This window comes from Pantoea sp. F_5, from assembly GCF_008631595.1.
Taxonomy (GTDB): Bacteria; Pseudomonadota; Gammaproteobacteria; order Enterobacterales; family Enterobacteriaceae; genus Pantoea; species Pantoea gossypiicola.
This window is the reverse complement of sequence record NZ_VWUO01000017.1, coordinates 1-17,974: the sequence shown is the minus strand read 5'-3', so window position 1 is coordinate 17,974 and position 17,974 is coordinate 1. Positions and strand designations below refer to the sequence as shown.

Sequence of the window (17,974 nt, the reverse complement as noted above, 5' to 3'; positions counted from 1 at the left end):
TTTACTGCTGCTCTCTGGCGGCGCGAAGTGTGGTTCGCGCCTGACCAGGGTTAACCGGTATTGCGCATGCCTGCCGCGACACCCGCAATCGTCACCATCAGAGCCTGCTCAACGCGGGCATCCGGTTCTTCACCCCGCGCTTCCTGTGCACGGGAACGATGCAGCAATTCTGCCTGGAGTACGTTGAGCGGATCGGTATAGACGTTACGCAGTGCAATCGACTCGGCAATCCACGGCTGGTCAGCCATCAGGTGAGAGTCATTGGCAATGGTCAGTACCGCTTTGATATCGGCATCAAGCTGATCGCGCAGCTGTTTGCCCAGCGGCCAGAGTGATTTATCGACCAGACGCTGATCGTAATATTCCGCCAGCCACAGGTCCGCTTTCGAGAACACCATCTCCAGCATGCCCAGACGGGTAGAGAAGAACGGCCAGTCGCGGCACATCGCCTCCAGCTGATCCTGATGACCAGCCGCCATCGCCTGCTGCAGAGCAGCGCCGGCACCGAGCCAGGCAGGCAGCATCAGACGGTTCTGCGTCCAGGCGAAAATCCACGGAATCGCACGTAGCGACTCCACGCCACCGGTAGGGCGGCGTTTAGCCGGACGTGAGCCGAGCGGTAATTTACCCAGTTCCTGCTCCGGCGTCGCCGAACGGAAGTAGGGGACGAAGTCCGCATTTTCACGCACATACCCGCGATACATTGCGCAGGAGTCTGCAGAGAGCTGATCCATGATGTCGCGCCACTCGCGTTTTGGCTCCGGTGGTGGCATCAGGTTCGCTTCCAGAATCGCGCCGGTGTAGAGCGACAGGCTGGCGATCGTCACGGCCGGTAAGCCATATTTAAAGCGGATCATCTCGCCCTGTTCGGTCACACGCAGACCGCCGCGCAGGCTGCCTGGCGGTTGTGACAACAGTGCGGCATGTGCAGGCGCGCCGCCGCGGCCAATACTGCCGCCGCGTCCGTGGAACAGCGTCAGGGAAATCCCGGCTTTTTCGCAGGTCTTAATCAGCGCATCCTGTGCCTGATACTGCGCCCAGCTGGCAGCCATCACCCCGGCATCTTTTGCCGAGTCAGAATAGCCAATCATCACCATCTGTTTGCCCTGAATAAAGCCGCGATACCAGTCAATGCTCAGCAGCTGGCTCATCACGTCATTCGCGTTGTTCAGGTCATCAAGCGTTTCAAACAGCGGGGCAACCGGCATCGCATAACCGATACCGGCTTCTTTCAGCAGCAGATGTACGGCCAGCACGTCGGAAGGGGTTTTCGCCATCGAAATAACATAGGCGGCAATAGAACCCTGTGGCGCTTCAGCCGCAACGCGGCAGGTCTCCAGCACTTCACGCGTCTCATCGCTGGGTTCCCAGTGACGAGGCAGCAGCGGACGTTTGGAGTTCAGCTCACGGATCAGGAAGGCCTGCTTGTCCGCTTCGGACCAGCTTTCATAATCGCCGAGACCCAGGTAGCGGGTCACTTCAGCAATCGCCTCTGTGTGGCGGGTACTTTCCTGACGCAGATCGATACGCACCAGTGGCACGCCGAAGCATTTCACGCGGCGCAGCGTATCGAGCAACTGCCCGTTGGCGATAATGCCCATGCCGCACTGTTGCAGTGACTGATAGATGGCAAACAGTGGGTCCCACAGCTGCTCGTTGGAGACCAGCAGATCGGCCGGACGCGGCAGACGCTCACCTTTCAGGCGGCGTTCCAGGAATGACTGGGTAGACATTAACTGGCTGCGCAGGCGTTTCAGGATTACGCGATAAGGTTCCAGCGCTTCCGGCTCGCCGCTGAGTTCGCGGATCTCTTCGCTGCACTCGGACATCGACAGCTCGGAGATCAGCACGCCGATATCACGCAGGAACAGGTCTGTAGCTTTCCAGCGGCTTAGCTGCATCACATGGCGGGTGATCGATGCCGTGACGTTCGGGTTACCATCGCGGTCGCCACCCATCCATGAGGTGAACTGAACCGGCACGAAATCGACCGGCAGCCTGATACCAAAGGCCTCTTCGACCTGCTCATTCAGCTCACGCAGGAAGGCGGGAACGCCTTCCCACAGGCTGTTTTCAACAACGGCAAAGCCCCATTTGGCTTCGTCGACAGGGGTCGGACGGTATTTGCGGATTTCATCGGTGTGCCACGCCTGTGCCACCAGCTGACGCAGACGGCGCATAATCTGGTTACGCTCGTAGTCGGAGACGTCGCTGTGGTCGAGCTGTTTCAGACAGCTGTTCACTTCAACCAGCTTGTGAATCAGCGTACGACGGGTGATTTCGGTCGGGTGCGCAGTCAGCACCAGCTCAAGCGACAGCGACTCAATGGCCGCCAGGATGTCAGTTTCGCTGATATCTTTCTGCTGCTTCAGGGTATCAAAAGTCTTTTTCAGCAGTTCAGGATGGTTCTCACCTTCACCGCTCTGCGAGATGGTCTGATACTGCTCCGCCACGTTGGTGAGGTTCAGAAACTGGCTGAATGCGCGTGCAACCGGCAGAAGCTCCTCGTTGGAGAGGTTCTGCAGCGTATTGAGCAGCTCTTTACGATGAGTATCATTGCCTGCACGGGATGACTTGGAGAGCTTACGGATGGTTTCCACCTGGTCGAGGATGTTCTCACCCAGTGCATCCTTAATCGTATCCCCGAGCAGTTTGCCGAGCATACTGACATTACTTCGCATTGCGGAATATTGTTCGTTCATTGGACCCTGACACCCTTATCGTCTTTAAAAACTTCTACACCCGACCTTTCAGGCAGCAAAAAATCAGCAACATCGTGTTCCCGCTACTCTAAAGGGAACCGGCTCCGTTGCCGCCTGTCCGCATTCTGAAACGTTCTGGATAATCACCCGGTGGGCATAACATCGTCTTTTATCTAGCCACGTAATGTTGCGTTCGTCAAATGCGTTAAAGTGTGCAGAAGATGGCGCTAACTAACGGAAATTCACAGAATTTATTGGGAAGGAAGCGGGATAAGTTATTCTTATTGTTAAATCCCGCAGAATGAGGGGGCATTTTGCTGTTAATACAGTGAAATGCCCCATTTACTGTCAATCAGTGACAAAAATGCTGCACAACCTGACTGATAAGTGCCCGCGTTGGCTTAATAAATGCCGTATCGATAAATTCATCTGGCTGGTGTGCCTGATTAATCGAACCCGGACCCAGGACCAGCGTCGGGCAGAGCTGCTGAATAAACGGCGCTTCGGTGCAGTAGTTCACCACCTCAGTTGGCGTACCCAGCAATTTCTCTACCACGCTCACCAGTTCATGATTAGCCGGGCACTCATAGCCCGGAATCGGCGGATGCAGCTCAGCCACCGTGACACGGCCCGGCCAGCGGGCACTTACCGGTGCTAGCGCCTCGTTCAGTAATCCATCCAGATCGCTCAGCGACAGGCCCGGCAGTGGTCGGATATCCATATGCAGTTCACAACAGGCGCAGATACGGTTTGCAGCGTCGCCGCCATGAATATGACCGAAATTCATGGTGGGCCAGGGGATGGCAAAGCCGTCATGATGATAACGCTCCTGCAGCGTGTTGCGCAGTTGCATCAGATGGGTGATCGACTCATGCATCAGCTCAATAGCATTAACGCCACGCGCCGGATCGCTGGAATGGCCCGATTTCCCTTCAATACGAATTACATTCGACAGATGGCCTTTGTGCGCGCGCACCGGTTTCAGCGAGGTCGGTTCACCGATGATGGCGCAGTCGGGACGCAGTTGCGTCGATTCCGAGAAATATTTAGCACCCGCCATGGTGGTCTCTTCATCGGCCGTGGCGAGGATATAGAGCGGCTTGCTCAGCGTGCTGACATCCACATCGCGCAGCGTATCGAGAATAAAGGCAAAGAACCCTTTCATGTCTGCCGTGCCCAGACCATAGAGCTTGTTGTCGTGCTCGGTCAGGGTAAAGGGATCGCGCGTCCAGCGGCCATCGTCAAAGGGAACGGTATCCGTATGACCCGCTAACAGCAGGCCGCCCGCTCCGCTGCCGGTTCGCGCCAGCATGTTAAATTTATTGCGGGTGCCGGGCACCGGCTGCACTTCAACGCTGAAGCCAAGGTCGCGAAACCAGCCGGCCAGCAAATTGATTAAAGTTTCATTACTCTGATCCAGTGCGGCATCGGTTGCACTGATCGATGGTGTAGCGATTAACTGGCTGTACAGTTCAATAAAAGGCGGTAATTTTGTCTTCACTGTTGGCGGTCCTTGGGTTAGGATGTATCCATATTCATGCAGTAATAGTGAATAAAAATACATTAACGTCCTCTGCAAGGGAACCATAAATCACTGCAGATGACAGGGTGGGTAACGGGGCAAGGCCGCGACCCGGAACGTGCGACTGTAAAAAGGGTTACAGCCTGATGTTGAATACGCTGATCGTTGGTGCCAGTGGTTATGCTGGTGTTGAGCTTGCCACCTTCCTGAATCGCCATCCACATATCAACATAACCGCTTTGGCGCTTTCGGCGCAAAGCCCTGATGCCGGCAAGCGCCTGTCCGATCTCCATCCGCAGCTGAAAGGCGTGGTGGATTTACCGCTGCAGCCGCTGAGCAGCGCGGCGGAGTGGGCAGACAAAGTGGATGTCGTGTTCCTGGCGACGGCCCACGAAGTCAGCCACGACCTGGCCCCGGAATTCCTCAAGGCTGGCTGTGTGGTATTCGACCTGTCGGGTGCGTTCCGCGTTAACGACGCTGATTTTTACACCCGTTTCTACGGTTTCACTCATCAGCATGGCGACTGGCTCGATAAAGCCGTTTACGGCCTGGCGGAATATCAGCATGAGAAAATTCAGCAGGCGCAGCTGGTGGCCGTGCCGGGTTGCTACCCGACCGCTGCTCAGCTGGCACTGAAACCTCTGGTGGATGCGGGACTGTTAAACGATGCGCAGTGGCCGGTTATCAACGCCACCAGCGGCGTGAGCGGTGCCGGACGTAAAGCCAATGTCGGCACCAGCTTCTGCGAAGTGAGCCTGCAGCCTTACGGACTGTTCAATCATCGTCACCACCCGGAAATTGTCGCGCACCTCGGTACGCCAGTGATCTTCACACCGCATCTGGGGAGCTTCCCGCGCGGTATCCTGGCGACCATCACCTGCCGTCTGAAAGCGGGTGTCAGCCGCGAAGATATCGCTGCTGTCTTCCATCGTGCCTATGACGACAAGCCGCTGGTGCGCCTCTACGATAAGGGTGTACCGGCGCTGAAAGCCGTTGTCGGTCTGCCTTACTGCGATATCGGTTTTGAAGTGCAGGACGAGCATCTGATTGTTGTAGCAGCCGAAGATAATCTGCTGAAAGGGGCGGCATCGCAGGCAGTACAGTGCCTGAACATCCGGTTCGGCTTCCCTGAAACGCAGTCACTGATTTAACGGATAACTAAACCATGACCAATCCATTGATTATTAAGCTGGGCGGTGTGCTGTTAGACAGCGAGGAAGCGCTGGCGCGCTTGTTTGAAGCACTGCTTAACTATCGTAGCGCTCATCAACGTCCGCTGATCATCGTCCACGGCGGCGGCTGCCTGGTGGATGAGCTGATGAAAAAGCTGGCGCTGCCGGTGATGAAGAAAAATGGCCTGCGCGTCACCCCGGCCGATCAGATCGACATCATTACCGGTGCGCTGGCGGGAACTGCCAACAAAACGCTGCTGGCCTGGGCAAAAAAATCGGGTATCAACGCAGTGGGTCTTTGCCTGGGCGATGCAGGTATCGTCAATGTCGCCTCATTTGATGAAGAACTCGGCCATGTTGGCCACGCAACGCCGGGTGATCCGGCCTTGCTGAACACCCTGCTGGCGGCCGGTTACATGCCGGTAGTCAGCTCGATTGGTATTACTGACAGCGGCGACCTGATGAACGTCAACGCGGATCAGGCAGCGACCGCACTGGCCTCGACGCTGGGTGCCGATCTGGTTCTGTTGTCAGACGTCAGTGGTATTCTCGATGGCAAAGGTCAGCGTATCGAAGAGATGACCGCCGACAAAGCCGAGCAGCTGATTACTCAGGGCATTATTACTGACGGCATGATTGTGAAAGTACACGCTGCGCTGGATGCGGCACGTACTCTGGGCCGACCGGTGGATATTGCCAGCTGGCGTCACGCTGAGCGGCTGCCTGACCTGTTTAACGGTGTGTCGATTGGCACCCGGATTCTCGCTTAACGACTCTGATTCAAGGATTACGAAATGCAAACGCAAAACATCAAAAAAATCGTTCTGGCTTACTCCGGTGGTCTTGATACGTCAGCCATCATTCCATGGCTGAAAGAGAACTACGGTGGCTGTGAAGTGGTCGCTTTCGTAGCAGACATCGGTCAGGAGCGCGGCGATCTGGAAGGTGTGGAGAAGAAAGCGCTGCAGTCTGGCGCATCTGAATGTCACGTGGTTGACCTGCGTGAAGAGTTCATCAGCGACTACGTCTATCCGGTGCTGCAGACCGGTGCGCTGTATGAAGGCACCTATCTGCTGGGCACCTCTATGGCGCGTCCTATCATCGCTAAAGCCCAGGTTGAGCTGGCGCTGAAAGTGGGCGCAGATGCGCTGTGTCACGGCGCAACCGGTAAAGGAAATGACCAGGTGCGTTTCGAAACCACCTACACCGCGCTGGCACCGCAGCTGAAAGTGGTGGCACCGTGGCGTGAATGGAACCTGCGTTCACGTGAAGCGCTGCTGGACTACCTGAAAGAGCGCAACATCCCGACCACCGCGTCGCTGGAGAAAATCTACAGCCGTGACGAAAACGCCTGGCACATCTCCACCGAAGGTGGCGTGCTGGAAAGCCCGGCCAATGCACCGAATAAAGATTGCTGGGTCTGGACTGTCGATCCGCTGGAAGCCCCTGACCAGCCTGAAGAGGTGACCGTGACCGTTGAGAAAGGTCGGGTTGTGGCGGTTAACGGTGAAAAACTGAGTCCGTTCCAGTGTCTGGAAAAACTCAACGTGCTGGGCGCAAAGCATGGCGTTGGCCGTATCGATATCGTTGAAAACCGTCTGGTGGGCATTAAATCCCGCGGCTGCTATGAAACCCCTGGCGGCACCATCATGGTGAACGCGCTGCGTGCGGTTGAGCAGCTGGTGCTGGATCGCGATAGCTTCAAATGGCGTGAGCAGCTGGGCCACGAGATGTCTTACGTGGTTTATGACGGACGGTGGTTCGCTCCATTGCGTAAGTCGATTCAGGCTGCTGCTGAGTCGCTGGCGGAAGACGTTAACGGTGAAGTGGTGCTGCAGCTTTATAAAGGCCAGGCAACAGCCACCCAGAAACGTTCCGCGAACAGCCTCTACTCAGAAGAGTTCGCCACCTTTGGTGAAGATGAGGTCTACGATCACCGTCATGCGGGCGGCTTTATCCGTCTGTTCTCGCTCTCTTCGCGTATCCGCGCCCTGAACGAGCAGAAGAAGTAATTTTCAGGCGGGGTGCGCCTCGCCTCACAGTTTTCATTCAGGGGCGGCATTTATGCCGCCTCTTGTTTAACGATTCAGAGGAGTTTTCACATGGCACTTTGGGGTGGACGGTTTACTCAGGCAGCGGATCAGCGTTTTAAACAGTTTAATGACTCGCTTCGCTTCGATTACCGCCTGGCAGAGCAGGACATTATTGGCTCTGTTGCCTGGTCCAAAGCGCTGGTGACGGTCAACGTGCTGACTCAGGATGAGCAGCAGCAGCTGGAAGCAGCGCTGAATGCGTTACTGGATGAAGTGCGTGAGAATCCTGAGCAGATCCTGCAGAGCGACGCCGAAGATATCCACAGCTGGGTTGAAGGCAAGCTGATCGACAAAGTCGGTGCGCTGGGCAAAAAACTGCACACCGGCCGTAGCCGTAACGATCAGGTCGCGACCGATCTGAAACTGTGGTGCAAGGTGCAGATTGAGGCGCTGCTGGGCGCGACACGTGAGCTGCAGCAGGCGCTGGTGGTCACCGCCGAAGCGAATCAGGATGCGGTGATGCCGGGCTACACCCACCTGCAGCGTGCGCAGCCGGTGACATTTGCGCACTGGTGTCTGGCCTACGTTGAAATGCTGGCGCGTGATGAGAGCCGTCTGCAGGATACCCTGAAACGGCTTGATGTCAGCCCGCTGGGCTGTGGCGCTCTGGCTGGTACCGCCTACGAGATTGATCGTCAGCAGCTGGCTGGCTGGCTGGGCTTTGCCTCTGCGACGCGTAACAGTCTGGATACCGTATCAGACCGCGATCACGTGCTGGAGCTACTCTCTGACGCGGCTATCGGCATGGTGCATCTGTCGCGCTTTGCTGAAGATATGATCTTCTTCAATACCGGCGAAGCGGGCTTTATTGAGCTGTCAGATAAAGTCACCTCTGGTTCCTCACTCATGCCGCAGAAGAAAAACCCGGATGCGCTGGAGCTGATTCGCGGCAAGTGTGGTCGGGTGCAGGGCGCACTGACCGGCATGATGATGACGCTGAAAGGTTTGCCACTGGCCTACAACAAAGATATGCAGGAAGACAAAGAGGGGCTGTTTGACGCGCTCGACACCTGGCTCGACTGTCTGCATATGTCCGTACTGGTGCTGGATGGCCTGCAGGTTAAGCGTCCACGCTGCCAGGAAGCGGCGGAACAGGGTTACGCAAACTCCACCGAACTGGCTGACTATCTGGTCGCTAAAGGCGTGCCGTTCCGTGAAGCACACCATATCGTCGGGGAAGTGGTGGTGGCTGCCATCGGGCAGGGCGTGGCGCTGGAAGCGCTGTCGCTGGCGCAGCTGCAGCAGTTCAGCTCGGTGATTGGCGAGGATGTTTATCCGATTCTGGCGCTGCAATCCTGTCTGGATAAGCGTAATGCGCAGGGCGGTGTCTCGCCGCAGCAGGTTGCGCGTGCCATCGGTGACGCAAAGCAACGTCTTGCGTAGATAGCAGGTAAAAAAAAGCGGGCATAGTCTATGCCCGCCAACCTCTAGCTTCAGAATTACTACTTTATTATAGGCACATCATCAAAGCGCCTGCTCTCCCGGCCGACGCTCAGATTCTTTACGCTGACAGCAGGTATTGTTGCAGCTCCTCACTGCCGCCAATATGACGACCGCCCATGAAGATCTGCGGTACCGTCGCCCGGCCTGATACGGCACGCAGACTGACGGTTGTCGCATCCTGCCCCAGCACAATCTCTTCGTACTGAATACCCTGATCTATCAGCATCTGTTTTGCCTGAGTGCAGAAGGTGCAGCCAGGTTTAGTGAATATGGCGACCGACTCCTGGGCTTTACACTCCGGTGCCAGATAGCGCAGCATGGTGTCGGCATCGGAGACCTCAAACGGGTCGCCAGGTTTGTTCGGCTCAACGAACATTTTCTCGACCACGCCGTTACGCACCAGCATTGAGTAACGCCATGAACGCGGGCCAAAACCGAGATCGGCCTTCTCAACCAGCATCTCCATTCCACGCGTGAACTCGCCGTTGCCATCAGGAATAAAAGTAATATTGTCTGCACGCTGTTCGGCTTTCCAGGCGTTCATCACAAAGGTGTCATTCACTGAGACGCACAGAATACTGTCCACACCCTGTTGGGCAAACAGACCCGCTAATTCGTTGTAACGCGGCAGATGGCTGGAGGAGCAGGTGGGTGTAAATGCACCCGGCAGTGAAAAAACGATCACCGTTTTGTCTTTAAACAGCGTTTCTGTGGTGACATCGACCCAGCGATCGCCCTGACGCGTGTGAAAAGTGACTGACGGAATAGCTTTACCTTCCTGACTTGCAAACATTTTTTGCTCCTGATCTGCTGCGTTCCATTTGATGCGCGCATTATTCCCAACCACCCTTGATAGGGCCAATCGTTCATTGCTATTCTATCTATCGCCACGGGCTATCGTGGTCTGGAGGGTAATAATGAATATTCGTGATCTTGAATATCTGGTTTCGCTTGCTGAACACCGTCATTTCCGCCGTGCGGCGGATGCGTGTCATGTCAGTCAGCCGACGTTAAGCGGGCAGATCCGTAAGCTGGAAGATGAGCTGGGTGTAATGCTGCTGGAGCGCACAAGCCGTAAAGTGCTGTTCACACAGGCAGGTCTGCTGCTGGTGGATCAGGCGCGAACGGTACTGCGTGAAGTGAAAGTGCTGAAAGAGATGGCCAGTCAGCAAGGGGAAGCGATGTCAGGTCCGCTACATATCGGCCTCATTCCGACCACCGCGCCCTATTTATTGCCACAGATTATCCCTACGCTGCACCAGACATTCCCGAAACTGGAGATGTACCTGCACGAAGCGCAGACGCAGCAGTTGTTGTCTCAGCTCGACAGCGGCAAGCTGGACTGCGCGATTATCGCGCTGGTCAAAGAGAGTCAGGCCTTTATCGAAGTGCCGCTATTTGATGAGCCGATGAAGCTGGCAGTCTATGCCGATCATCCGTGGTGCGATCGCGATCGCGTACCGATGTCCGATCTGGCTGGCGAGAAGTTGCTGATGCTTGAAGACGGGCACTGTCTGCGTGACCAGGCGATGGGTTTCTGCTTTGAGGCGGGTGCAGATGAAGATACCCACTTCCGCGCGACCAGCCTTGAGACGCTGCGCAATATGGTGGCGGCTGGCAGCGGGATTACGCTGTTACCGGCACTGGCAGTCCCGCCGGAACGCGTCCGCGACGGCGTCTGCTATCTACCCTGCTACAAACCGGTGCCACAGCGTACGATTGCGCTGGTCTATCGTCCGGGGTCACCTCTGCGCAGCCGTTATGAACAGCTGGCAGAGGCGATTAAAACCCACATGGCGCACTATTTCGACGCTGCCTTAAAACAGGCGGTTTAAGCCGTTCAACGCGGCAACGCGATAAGCTTCAGCCATGGTCGGATAGTTAAAGGTGGTATTCACGAAGTACTCAATCGTGTTGCCACCATTTTTCTGCTCCATGATTGCCTGACCGATGTGAATAATCTCGGCGGCACGCTCACCAAAGCAGTGGATCCCCAGAATCTCTTTCGTTTCGCGATGGAACAGAATCTTCAGGCTGCCAACGTTCATGCCGACGATCTGCGCGCGCGCCAGATGTTTGAACTGCGCGCGACCCACTTCGTAAGGCACCTTCATCGCCGTCAGCTGCTGCTCGGTTTTACCCACGGAGCTGATTTCCGGAATGGTGTAGATGCCGGTCGGGATATCTTCAATCAGGTGCGCTGACGCTTCTCCTTTGATAATCGCCTGCGCGGCAATACGGCCCTGATCGTAGGCAGCAGAGGCCAGGCTGGGATAGCCAATCACGTCACCCACAGCATAGATGTGCGGCTGAGCGGTCTGATACATACTGTTCACTTTCAGCAGGCCACGACCATCCGCTTCCAGACCGACATTTTCCAGCGACAGCGAATCAGTGTTACCGGTACGGCCGTTGGCGTAAAGCAGACAGTCTGCTTTCACTTTCTTGCCGGACTTCAGATGCATGATTACGCCATCTTCCACGCCTTCGATCTTCTCAAACTCTTCGTTGTGACGAATGACTACGCCGCTGTTCCAGAAGTGGTAAGAGAGGGAGTCAGACATCTCCTGATCAAGGAATGCCAGCAGACGATCGCGGGTGTTAATCAGGTCAACTTTAACGTTCAGGCCACGGAAAATGGACGCATATTCACAGCCAATTACACCCGCGCCATAAATAATGACGTGACCCGGTTCATGGTGCAGGTTGAGGATAGAGTCAGAGTCATAAACGCGGGGATGGGTAAAGTCGACATCGTCAGGATGGTAAGGTCGTGAACCGCAGGCGATAACAAACTTCTCTGCCGTCAGTGTCTCACGCGTGCCATCGGGTTGCTCAATCTCAATGGTATTGGCATCAACAAAATGCGCATCACCCTGAAAAAGTTCACAGCGGTTACGCTCGTAGAAGCCCTGACGCATGGCTGTCTGCTGGCTGATCACGTTTTCAGTGTGATTGAGAATGTCGGCGAAAGAGGAGCGAAGCAGTCGGGTATGATCGCTGTAGAGTGGGTTCTGGTTGAATTCAATAATGCGACTAACGGCGTGGCGAAGGGCTTTAGAAGGGATAGTGCCCCAGTGCGTACAACCGCCGCCGATGTTGTGGTAGCGTTCGATCACGGCGATGCGCGCTCCCTGTTTTACCAGCCCCATCGCCGCCCCTTCACCGCCGGGTCCTGAGCCAATCACAATGGCATCGTAATCGTAAGACTTTTGCATACCGATACGTCCTATTATTTATACATTTTTACAACGAGATTCTAACATCTCGTCGCGCACTTCTGAATTCTAACAGCGATTTTCATCACATTTTGACAAAGAGTGAGGTTCACAGGCGGTGACAAAGATTGCCAATCTGTACGCTGAAAATTTTGTTATAGTGCCCACTCAATACCGCTAAAGGCAGAGAGCATGGGCGTCAGAGCGCAACAAAAAGAACGTACACGACGTACACTGATTGAAGCAGCTTTCAGTCAGCTCAGCGCCGAACGCAGTTTTACCAGTCTGAGCTTGCGGGAAGTTGCCCGTGAAGCGGGGATAGCCCCCACCTCTTTTTATCGTCATTTTAAGGATGTTGATGAGCTTGGACTGACGATGGTGGATGAAAGCGGACTGATGCTGCGGCAACTGATGCGTCAGGCGCGCCAGCGTATCGCCAAGGGTGGCAGCATTATTAAAACGTCGGTGGCGACCTTTATGGAGTTCATCGGCAACAACCCCAACGCTTTCCGCCTGTTACTGCGTGAACGTTCCGGTACCTCTGCCGCTTTTCGTGCCGCCGTGGCGCGTGAAATTCAGCACTTCATCGCTGAACTGGCCGATTATCTTGAGGTCGAAAATCGCATGCCGCGTAGTTTTACCGAAGCGCAGGCGGAAGCGATGGTGACCATTGTTTTCAGCGCCGGTGCAGAAGCACTGGATGTTGATGCTGAGCAGCGACGCAAGCTTGAGGATCGGCTGGTGCTGCAGCTACGTATGATCGCCAAAGGCGCTTATTACTGGTATCGCCGTGAGCAGGAACGACTGGCGGTCACCCTGGAAAAACCCGAAGAGCAATGAGTAAGGATCCGTCCATGACCCACCCAGGTATCCGCGATAAAAGCACTCTGGTACTGGCTTTTATTACCGGCTTAGCGATTAACGGCTCGTTTTCTGTGCTGTTCAGCGCTTTTGTTCCCTTTTCGATTTTTCCGCTGATTGCGCTGGGTCTGGCGGCCTGGTGTCTGCATCAGCGTTATCTCAACACCAACATGCCGGACGGTATGCCAGGTCTGGCGGCAGCGTTTTTCCTGCTGGGGATTCTGGTGTATAGCGCGCTGGTGCGGGCGGAATACCCGGATATTGGCTCCAACTTTGTGCCCACCGTTCTGATGGTGGCGCTGGTGTTCTGGATTGCGACGCGATTAAAGCGCAAGCGTAATCAGTAGGGATATCATCAGAAATATATAAAAACGGGAGCCTCAGGGTTCCCGTTTTTGTTTACGCTTTACGCGTCAGCAAAACGCCGCATTCCATATGGTGGGTATAGGGGAACTGATCAAACAGTGCCAGCCGCGTTACCTCATGCGTTTCTGACAGCGTCTGCAGATTGTCGCTCAGGGTCTGCGGGTTACAGGAGATGTAAAGGATGCGCGGATAGGCCTGCACCATTTTCACCGTCTCTTCATCCAGTCCGCTACGCGGCGGATCGACAAAAATCGTTTCGCATTCGTAGCTGGTCAGGTCAATCCCTTCCAGACGATTAAAGCTGCGTACGCCATTCATCGCCTGCGTAAACTCTTCCGCTGCCATGCGAATGATCTGCACGTTATCAATCTGGTTCACGGCGATATTGTATTGCGCAGAGGCAACAGAGGGTTTGGCGATTTCAGTCGCCAGCACGCGGCGGAAATTACGCGCCAGCGCCAGCGAGAAATTGCCGTTACCGCAGTAGAGTTCCAGCAGATCACCCTGTGAATCCTGCGTCACATCCAGCGCCCACTCCAGCATCTGAATATTCATCGCCGCATTGGGCTGGGTAAAACTGTTCTCGACCTGACGATAAATAATCTCACGACCCGCCACCGGCAAACGCTCATCTACATAGTCGCGATCCAGACAGATTTTGGTTTTGGTCGCACGGCCAATCAGCTGCACATCCAGCCCTTCCGCGCGCAGCTGGTCACGCAGCGCCGCAGCTGCCTGCTGCCACTCATCATCCAGCTTGCGGTGATAGAGCAGTGAAATCACAATCTGATTGCTCATGGTCGACAGATAGTCGATCTGAAACAGTTTATGGCGCAGGGTGCGGTTATCGCGGATCGCGTCGATCATCTTTGGCATCAGCTGGTTGATCAACTGGCTGGCCGCCGGGAACTGATCAACACGGATCCGCTCGCGTGTCTGCTGATCAAAGATGATGTGATAGATATCATCGCCGTCGTGCCACAGGCGAAATTCAGCACGCATCCGATAGTGGCTAACCGGCGAACGGAACACTTCCACGTCGGGCGCAGCAAACGGCGTCATCATCGTCTCTAAACGACTGACTTTTTCTGCCAGCTGTGCGTCATACTCTTCAATGGGGAGATGTTCGGGTGTCATGAGCAATCCTGATTAATAGCTTACCAGCGGGCGATTGTAGGCATTCACTTGCTGATGTCCAGTCCCGCAGCGAGAAGATATTTAGCAGTCTGGACTTCCGTATCTCCACTCCGTAGACTGCAGACGCCGGCCTCAAGCCCGAGTTAATAGGGAATCCAGTGTGAATCTGGAGCTGACGCGCAGCGGTAAGGAATGTCGTGATGTGTGCAAGTGCAGACACTGTCCTCTGGGATGGGAAGTCATCATCACTTATGGTTCCCAGCCCGAAGACCTGCCGGTGTAACGTCGCTACTCGTTCAATCATCGCGTTCTATTGATTGTCGGCCCGCGGCATCCTGCTTCGTCTTATGGATGCGATTAAAAATGACAAAAAAAACCGCATCGCTGTTCGCGCTGAGCGCAACGGCGATTTCTCTCTGGGCGCAAAACGGTTTTGCGCAGGGAAATGATGATACGCAAATCGTTACCGCCAACCGTTTTGCTGAACCCGTTTCAGGTGTACTGGCTCCCACAACGGTTGTGACGCGAGATGAGATCGATCGCTGGCAGGCCAAAAGCCTGACGGATGTGATGCGGCGTCTGCCGGGTGTCGATGTCGCGCAGAATGGTGGATTGGGGCAGCAGAGTTCACTGTTTATCCGGGGAACCGAGTCCCGACATGTGCTGATCCTGATTGATGGTATACGGCTTAATCAGGCGGGCATCAGCGGTTCGTCTGACCTCAGCCAGATCCCTCTATCGCTGGTGCAACGCATCGAATATGTTCGCGGCGCGCGGTCTGCGGTCTACGGTTCTGATGCGATTGGCGGCGTGGTGAATATTATTACGGGTCGATCGCAATCGGGCACCACGCTGACGGCGGGCATGGGGTCCAATGGTTATCAGACTTACGATGGCTCCACCCAGCAGAAACTAAGTGATGCGACAACGCTTACCCTGGCTGGCAACTACACCTATACCAAAGGGTATGACGTGGTGGCGGGCTATCCCAATGATTATGGTCCGGCACAGCACGATCGCGACGGCTTCATGAGCAAAACCCTGTATGGCAACCTTGAGCATCACTTCAGCGATGAACTGAGTGGTTTTGTGCGCGGATACGGGTTTGATAACCGTACCGCCTACGACGGGTCATACAGCTACGATGACAGTTTTACCCGCATCGTCGGACTGGCTGATACCCGTCAGCTCTACAGCCAGACCTGGGACACCGGGCTACGCTTCAACCGTGACTTCTACTCTACCCAGCTCGTCGCCAGTTACGGTCATACCAAAGACATTAACTATGACCCACGCAATGGCCGCTACGGTGCCGCGTCCACCTTTGATGATGTCACGCAGTACAACCTGCAGTGGGGTAACACCGTGCAGGTGGGGCAGGGCGCGATCAGCGCCGGTGTCGACTGGCAGAAAGAGACGACCGAGCCGGGCACGAACTATCTGTCAGATGGTTATGAGCAGCGTAACACCGGCCTCTACCTGACTGGCCAGCAGCAGTTTGGCAGCGTTACCCTTGAAGGTGCGGTACGCGGTGATGACAACAATCAGTTCGGCTGGCATAACACCTGGCAGACGGCGGCGTCATGGGAGTTTATCTCCGGCTACCGTGCGTTCGCCTCTTATGGCACTGCGTTTAAAGCACCGAATCTGTCGCAGGTTTACAGTCCGTTTTATGGTAATCGCGACCTCGATCCGGAAAAAAGTAAGCAGTGGGAGGGCGGTTTCGAAGGGTTGAGCGGACCGGTGAACTGGCGCGTGTCGGGCTATCGCAATGATATCGATAATCTGATTGAAGGCGATCCGCAGACCTTCCGCTACTACAACATTGAGCAGGCGCGTATTAAAGGCGTTGAAGCCACCGCCGGATTTGATACCGGGCCACTGACGCATCAGCTCTCTTATGATTATGTTGATGCGCGGGATGGCAGCACCGATCAGCCACTTATTCGCCGGGCTAAGCAGCAGGTGAAGTATCAGCTTGACTGGACGCTGTATGAGTTTGACTGGTCCGTGACTTATCATTATCTGGGTGACCGCTATGATACCGACTTTAACAGCACGCCCAGCCGACGCGTGAAGCCAGGGGGAGTGAGCCTGTGGGATCTCGCCGTCTCATATCCGGTCACTTCACAACTCACGGTTCGTGGTAGAATTGCCAACCTGTTCGATAAAGATTACGAGACAGTGTATGGCTATCAGACCCCAGGACGAGAGTATTACCTCAGCGGCAGCTACAACTTCTGATTTGCGCCCTACCGTGCTGGTGTTTGATTCCGGCGTCGGTGGGCTTTCTGTCTATGACGAGGTCCGTCAGCTGCTGCCGGACCTGCATTACCTCTATGCCTTCGATAACGCAGGCTTTCCTTACGGTGAGAAAAGCGAAACCTTCATCGTGGAGCGGGTGGTCGCTATCGTTGAGGCTATTACGCAGCGCTATCCTCTCTCATTGGTCATCATCGCCTGTAATACGGCCAGCACGGTTTCATTACCCGCTTTACGTGAACGCTTTACGTTTCCTGTCGTAGGGGTGGTGCCGGCGATTAAACCAGCCGCGCGCCTGACGCGTAATGGCGTGGTGGGATTACTGGCAACGCGTGCAACCGTACGCCGTCCTTATACACATGAGCTGGTGGCGCAGTTTGCCGGTTCCTGCAGCATCGAGATGCTGGGCTCGGCGGAGCTGGTGGAGCTGGCAGAAGCGAAGCTGCACGGTGAGGAGGTTGCACTGGACGAGGTGCGCCGCATTGTTCAGCCGTGGCTGAGGATGGCTGAGCCACCGGATACGGTGGTCTTAGGCTGTACGCATTTTCCTTTACTGCGCGAAGAGCTGCAGCAGGTATTACCTGAAGGGACGCGTCTGATCGATTCCGGTGCGGCAATCGCCCGACGTACCGTCTGGCTGCTTGAGCATGAAGCGCCTGAGGTGCACTCCTTGCAGCAGAATGTCGCATTCTGTACGGCACTGGATGGCGAAGCTGTACAATTATCACCCGTTTTGCAGCGTTATGGCTTCCCGATGCTCGAAAAACTGGCGCTTTAGCGGCTTTTAGCTGAAAAAAACAGCACTCGAAATTTTATTTGAAATTAGCACTTGTCAGCCTTCGAGAACTCCCTATAATGCGCCTCCACTGACACGGCACAACGGCTTACGAAGCGCCGGGTTGAGTAGGTTCGAAATCATACGAGCCAGTGAGTTAAGCGAAAATAAATGCTTGACTGACAATGCGGAAAGCGTAATATACGCAGCCCGCGCCGCAGTAAATCGCGGCATGCTCTTTAACAATTTATCAGACAATCTGTGTGGGCACTCGCAGGATTGATATCAGCGTCTTTGGACGCACAAAAATATCAAAGCCTCACGAGTGAACACATAATGAAATTCATTATGACGTTTTACAGATGAGCATCGCTGCACTTGTTGCAGCAAATCAAACTTAAATTGAAGAGTTTGATCATGGCT

Annotated in this window: 14 protein-coding genes and 1 riboswitch; of the genes, 9 read left to right on the top strand and 5 right to left on the bottom strand. The window is 55.1% G+C overall.

The window, feature by feature from the left end:
• Positions 1-50: 50 nt before the first annotated feature.
• Together ppc and argE are read right to left on the bottom strand one after the other, a co-directional pair.
• Positions 51-2,702 (bottom strand): phosphoenolpyruvate carboxylase, encoded by a 2,652-nt coding sequence (gene ppc / locus F3I44_RS18910; protein ID WP_150014030.1) that lies wholly within the window; start codon positions 2,700-2,702, stop codon positions 51-53.
• Between the two features lie 352 nt (positions 2,703-3,054).
• The gene (argE, locus tag F3I44_RS18905; protein ID WP_150014032.1) at positions 3,055-4,203 is read right to left on the bottom strand and encodes an acetylornithine deacetylase; all 1,149 of its coding nucleotides are present in this window, start codon (positions 4,201-4,203) and stop codon (positions 3,055-3,057) included.
• Positions 4,204-4,370: 167 nt separating this feature from the next.
• On the opposite strand from argE, the gene argC reads away from it, so the two are divergent.
• The 4 genes from argC to argH all read left to right on the top strand — a co-directional run bounded on the left by argC (position 4,371) and on the right by argH (position 8,872).
• Positions 4,371-5,375 carry an N-acetyl-gamma-glutamyl-phosphate reductase gene (argC, locus tag F3I44_RS18900; RefSeq protein ID WP_150014034.1) on the top strand — a complete coding sequence of 335 codons (1,005 nt, stop codon included), beginning with the start codon at positions 4,371-4,373 and terminating at the stop codon, positions 5,373-5,375.
• Between the two features lie 14 nt (positions 5,376-5,389).
• Positions 5,390-6,166: an acetylglutamate kinase gene (argB, locus tag F3I44_RS18895; protein ID WP_061061094.1), complete on the top strand. Its 777-nt coding sequence runs from the start codon at positions 5,390-5,392 to the stop codon at positions 6,164-6,166.
• Positions 6,167-6,190: 24 nt separating this feature from the next.
• Positions 6,191-7,408, top strand: a complete 1,218-nt coding sequence (locus F3I44_RS18890) for an argininosuccinate synthase (protein WP_150014036.1) — start codon at positions 6,191-6,193, stop codon at positions 7,406-7,408.
• 90 nt (positions 7,409-7,498) lie between these two features.
• Positions 7,499-8,872 (top strand): argininosuccinate lyase, encoded by a 1,374-nt coding sequence (gene argH / locus F3I44_RS18885; protein WP_150014038.1) that lies wholly within the window; start codon positions 7,499-7,501, stop codon positions 8,870-8,872.
• 118 nt (positions 8,873-8,990) lie between these two features.
• Here the strand turns inward: argH and F3I44_RS18880 are convergent, their stop codons facing one another.
• A complete protein-coding gene (locus F3I44_RS18880; RefSeq protein ID WP_150014040.1) occupies positions 8,991-9,725 on the bottom strand; it encodes a glutathione peroxidase in 735 nt (244 codons plus the stop codon).
• Positions 9,726-9,849: 124 nt separating this feature from the next.
• On the opposite strand from F3I44_RS18880, the gene oxyR reads away from it, so the two are divergent.
• Positions 9,850-10,767 carry a DNA-binding transcriptional regulator OxyR gene (gene oxyR / locus F3I44_RS18875; protein ID WP_033734435.1) on the top strand — a complete coding sequence of 306 codons (918 nt, stop codon included), beginning with the start codon at positions 9,850-9,852 and terminating at the stop codon, positions 10,765-10,767.
• Here the strand turns inward: oxyR and sthA are convergent.
• Positions 10,750-12,150 carry a Si-specific NAD(P)(+) transhydrogenase gene (gene sthA / locus F3I44_RS18870; RefSeq protein ID WP_150014042.1) on the bottom strand — a complete coding sequence of 467 codons (1,401 nt, stop codon included), beginning with the start codon at positions 12,148-12,150 and terminating at the stop codon, positions 10,750-10,752. The genes oxyR and sthA overlap by 18 nt on opposite strands.
• A 192-nt stretch (positions 12,151-12,342) precedes the next feature.
• On the opposite strand from sthA, the gene fabR reads away from it, so the two are divergent.
• Positions 12,343-12,990, top strand: coding sequence for an HTH-type transcriptional repressor FabR (gene fabR / locus F3I44_RS18865; RefSeq protein ID WP_013359449.1), 648 nt, complete (start codon positions 12,343-12,345; stop codon positions 12,988-12,990).
• 14 nt (positions 12,991-13,004) lie between these two features.
• A complete protein-coding gene (locus tag F3I44_RS18860; protein WP_150014044.1) occupies positions 13,005-13,358 on the top strand; it encodes a YijD family membrane protein in 354 nt (117 codons plus the stop codon).
• Between the two features lie 52 nt (positions 13,359-13,410).
• Here F3I44_RS18860 and trmA read toward each other — a convergent pair whose 3' ends face one another.
• Complete coding sequence (trmA, locus tag F3I44_RS18855; protein WP_150014046.1) at positions 13,411-14,514, bottom strand: tRNA (uridine(54)-C5)-methyltransferase TrmA; 1,104 nt, start codon at positions 14,512-14,514, stop codon at positions 13,411-13,413.
• Positions 14,515-14,624: 110 nt separating this feature from the next.
• Positions 14,625-14,808, top strand: a riboswitch (cobalamin riboswitch).
• Positions 14,809-14,877: 69 nt separating this feature from the next.
• On the opposite strand from trmA, the gene btuB reads away from it, so the two are divergent.
• Positions 14,878-16,758, top strand: a complete 1,881-nt coding sequence (gene btuB / locus F3I44_RS18850; RefSeq protein WP_150014048.1) for a TonB-dependent vitamin B12 receptor BtuB — start codon at positions 14,878-14,880, stop codon at positions 16,756-16,758.
• A complete protein-coding gene (gene murI / locus F3I44_RS18845) occupies positions 16,703-17,554 on the top strand; it encodes a glutamate racemase (protein WP_150014050.1) in 852 nt (283 codons plus the stop codon). The genes btuB and murI overlap by 56 nt, the downstream gene beginning before the upstream one ends.
• Positions 17,555-17,974: the final 420 nt, after the last annotated feature.